At 58.8% G+C, this 3,036-nt stretch carries 4 protein-coding genes and 2 pseudogenes; 2 read left to right on the forward strand and 4 right to left on the reverse strand.

Translation table 11 applies throughout. The features are described from left to right. Positions 1–179: 179 nt before the first annotated feature. Positions 180–254 (forward strand): annotated as a pseudogene (locus tag BRX37_RS27720) (hypothetical protein); the annotation flags it as partial. Between the two features lie 36 nt (positions 255–290). On the opposite strand, the pseudogene BRX37_RS25965 reads toward BRX37_RS27720, so the two are convergent. From BRX37_RS25965 to BRX37_RS25980, 4 genes and pseudogenes are all read right to left on the reverse strand, one after another. Beyond that, positions 291–473: pseudogene (locus tag BRX37_RS25965) on the reverse strand (transposase); the annotation flags it as partial. A 163-nt stretch (positions 474–636) separates the two neighbouring features. Then, entirely contained in the window at positions 637–930 is a 294-nt protein-coding gene (locus tag BRX37_RS25970) for a type II toxin-antitoxin system RelE/ParE family toxin (RefSeq protein ID WP_017503639.1), read from the reverse strand. Then, positions 927–1,196 (reverse strand): CopG family ribbon-helix-helix protein, encoded by a 270-nt coding sequence (locus BRX37_RS25975; protein WP_017503640.1) that lies wholly within the window; start codon positions 1,194–1,196, stop codon positions 927–929. Before BRX37_RS25975 ends, BRX37_RS25970 begins: the two co-directional genes overlap by 4 nt. A 98-nt stretch (positions 1,197–1,294) precedes the next feature. Further along, positions 1,295–1,708 carry a site-specific integrase gene (locus BRX37_RS25980; protein ID WP_234781603.1) on the reverse strand — a complete coding sequence of 138 codons (414 nt, stop codon included), beginning with the start codon at positions 1,706–1,708 and terminating at the stop codon, positions 1,295–1,297. A gap of 234 nt (positions 1,709–1,942) precedes the next feature. Here BRX37_RS25980 and BRX37_RS25985 point away from each other — a divergent pair, with 234 nt between their 5' ends. Then, positions 1,943–2,995: an ISNCY family transposase gene (locus BRX37_RS25985; RefSeq protein WP_486057198.1), complete on the forward strand. Its 1,053-nt coding sequence runs from the start codon at positions 1,943–1,945 to the stop codon at positions 2,993–2,995. Positions 2,996–3,036: the final 41 nt, after the last annotated feature.

The following is a 3,036-nucleotide window of genomic DNA, read 5'->3' on the forward strand; positions in this document are numbered from 1 at the left end:
GGATAACGCTTCGTCTTCTTCGCAATCTGGGCCATCCGCCCCCGGCTCTGCTGCGTCCACATCCAGAGCCTGAATCACGCAGATACGCCTATGACAACCCCTGCCGCCGATTTCCCAAACAGCCTCTAAGAACATTCGAAACAGGTTTCGAAAGGCAGGAGGGCCAGCGGCCCTCGCGTATGGATGTCATTCCAGCGGGACCTTCGCGTCGCCGCTGGTCGGCCGAGGCTAAGGCCCGGATCATAGCGTCGAGTTTTGAGTCCGGCGCCAACATCGCAGAAATCGCACGGACGCATCCGCCTCGCCTGGTCGGTCTTCAGGCCACCATATTCCTTGCGCCAGCGATAGTATGTCTGCTCGCTGACTGCGATCCGGCGGCACGCCTCTGCTGTCGAGGCTCCCTGCGCCAGAACAATCTCAACTTCACGCAGCTTGCCGATAATTTCTTCCGGCTTGTGCTTCTTGCTCGGCATTCATCGTCCCTTTCGTGGTCCAGACTATCATAGTCTCTGGGCCACTCAGCGGGGGGCAGATCAGTTGGAAGTGTAAGACGCCGCAGGCGGCTCACTTCAAACTCCCTTGATCGTAACCCTCCGAGTTTTCCGGCTATCCGGCGTTCCGGGCTGAGGCTTGTCGCTAATTGTCGGATCCAAAGCTCCGGTGCTCGCGGCAATGCCAAAGCCGCAGAACGAAGATCGTCCCGCCCGCGATTTCATAGCGCATCTCATAATTGCCAACGATGATCCGACGGACCTCGCGCGGTTCATAGGCTTCCAGCTTCTCGCCAAGCCTGGGATAATCGAGCAGGCGATTAGGGGCGTGCGCAAGCTGCTGAACTATGCGAGCCGCAGCATCGGGTGCCACGGGTTTGAGGTGTTCGTGGAGGCGTACGAGATCCGACGAAGCCTTGGTGGTCCAATGGATCTTCATTTGGTCGGCGAGGGCAGCGGCGTATCCGTTCCAAGGCTATCAGCCCATGCCTGGATCGACTGATGGTCGATCACTCGCCCGGCATCTACATCCTCCAGGGCTTCCAGCGTCATTTTGTGCCGCTCTTCCTCCTGATCGACCCAAGCGGCCAGGGCCTGCTTCATCACCCATCCCCTCGATCGCTCCAAGCGCGTGGCCACAGCTTCAACCTTTTCGGCAAGTCCGAGGGGGACATGCGCCGTCAACACCTTCGTTTCTGAAGCCATGATCTATCACTCGTTATCACGATGATTAAAATATAATCACGATTGGCGGGGTAAGCAAGAAGGATGGCAGAACGAGGGCTCCGCGTTGATCCAAGGCTTCAGTCGCCGGCCGGAGGCAACTCCACGGGGACTGACTTTGACGACGCGAGCGCAAGTGCGACAGTGTAAAGTTGCCGCCAATGCTCCGCCTTTCGCAACTGGACAAGCTTCGGGCTTGGCAAAGCCTCCTTCCACCTCGCGAGACGCCAGGCCAGAAACCCATCGTATAGCGCCACCGTGACCTCGCGCAGGTTGGCGCTGTTCGCATTCAGAAAATTGGCGAACTCGACGATGTGCCTGAGATAAGCCCGGATCGTGTTCGGTGATGCCCGGCTCTGTTCGAGATGCACGATCCAGTTGCGGAGGCTTGCGATGACATCACCACTGTCATCGAGTACCGTCCACGACCGGCTACCGTCTGGCATCTCGATGCGCGCAGCCTGCCAGAGCGACGGCAGATTCGAAGTGGACACGGTGGCAGATACTGTTGGGGAACCTCGGCAACTGCACGGCCTTCCCCCACACACTGGACACAGATTACATGGACAGTTGCGGTGCTGCGATTAACATAATCTCTGTTATCGAACTTAAATCTTGTAAGCGCCATTTAGAAATGACACACCCCCGCTAGATAGAGATGACACAGTTTGGATCATCGGCGGAGCGCTGCTGTCATGTTCATCCTTCGCGTTGGAGGATGTGCGATAATGGCGGTGCTGGTGATGAGCGATGGCGAGCTTTCGCGTTTCGATACCTTGATGCGCGTGGATCGTGGGGAGCTGCGGCCGACGGATGCGGCGCGGCTTTTAGGCATTGAGCGGCGGCAAATTTATCGGCTGTTGGATCGGTTAAGAGCCGAAGGTGCTGCCGGCTTGGTGTCAGCCAAGCGCGGCCGGCCCAGCAACCGGCGCTATGCCGATGATTTTCGGGAGCGCGTGGTCGCGATCGTGCGTGAGCATTATTATGATTTCGGCCCCACGCTGGCCCGTGAGTATCTGGCCGAACGGCACGATATTCATCTGGCCTGCGAGACGTTGCGCCAGTTCATGATCAAGGCCGGGTTGTGGAAGGATCGCGAAGCCCGGCGCCCTCGCCCATATCAGCCACGCTACCGGCGCGACTGCCGGGGCGAGCTGATCCAGATCGACGGGTCGAAGCACTGGTGGTTCGAGGATCGCGGGCCGCAATGCACCCTGCTCGTCTATATTGATGATGCGACCAGCGAACTGATGCACCTCAAAATGGCCGAAAGCGAGAGCACCTTCGCCTATATGGATGCGACGCGGGAGTATATCGAGCGGCACGGCAAACCGGTGGCCTTCTATTCCGACAAGCACAGCGTGTTTCGGAACGCCAAAGCCAGCGCAGCACGCGGCGATGGCATGACACATTTCGGACGTGCGCTGGATGCGCTGAACATCGAGATTATCTGCGCCAACTCGCCGCAGGCCAAGGGCCGGGTCGAACGGGCCAATGCCACATTGCAGGATCGCCTAGTCAAAGCGATGCGTCTGGAAGGCATATCGTCGATCGAGGAGGCCAACGTCTTTCTCGACAGCTATATGGCCCGGCATAATGCGCGGTTCGCTCGCCCCGCCTTTGACGTGCGCGACCTGCACCGTCCCCTCGCCCCGCATGACGATTTGCGCTCGATCATGGTCTGGCGGGAGCAGCTGTCATCGGTCCTGCAATTCTCCGCAAAAGTGGGCTTTGAAAATTCCCTAGTTGGTGGCCCCTTCATCTCATTCTGCCGGGGCTAGCCCCGGCAGAATGAGATGAGCCGACATCGTCCTCATCTCCT

This window comes from Sphingomonas sp. S-NIH.Pt3_0716 (assembly GCF_003950715.1).
Classification (GTDB): Bacteria; Pseudomonadota; Alphaproteobacteria; order Sphingomonadales; family Sphingomonadaceae; genus Sphingobium; species Sphingobium yanoikuyae_A.

What these genes read in the sequence shown, in the direction of transcription:
- BRX37_RS25985 (WP_486057198.1), top strand. Translation starts at nt 1,943, where the DNA reads ATGGCGGTGCTGGTGATGAGCGATGGCGAGCTTTCGCGTTTCGATACC.
- BRX37_RS25975 (WP_017503640.1), bottom strand. Translation starts at nt 1,196, where the DNA reads ATGGCTTCAGAAACGAAGGTGTTGACGGCGCATGTCCCCCTCGGACTT.
- BRX37_RS25970 (WP_017503639.1), bottom strand. Translation starts at nt 930, where the DNA reads ATGAAGATCCATTGGACCACCAAGGCTTCGTCGGATCTCGTACGCCTC.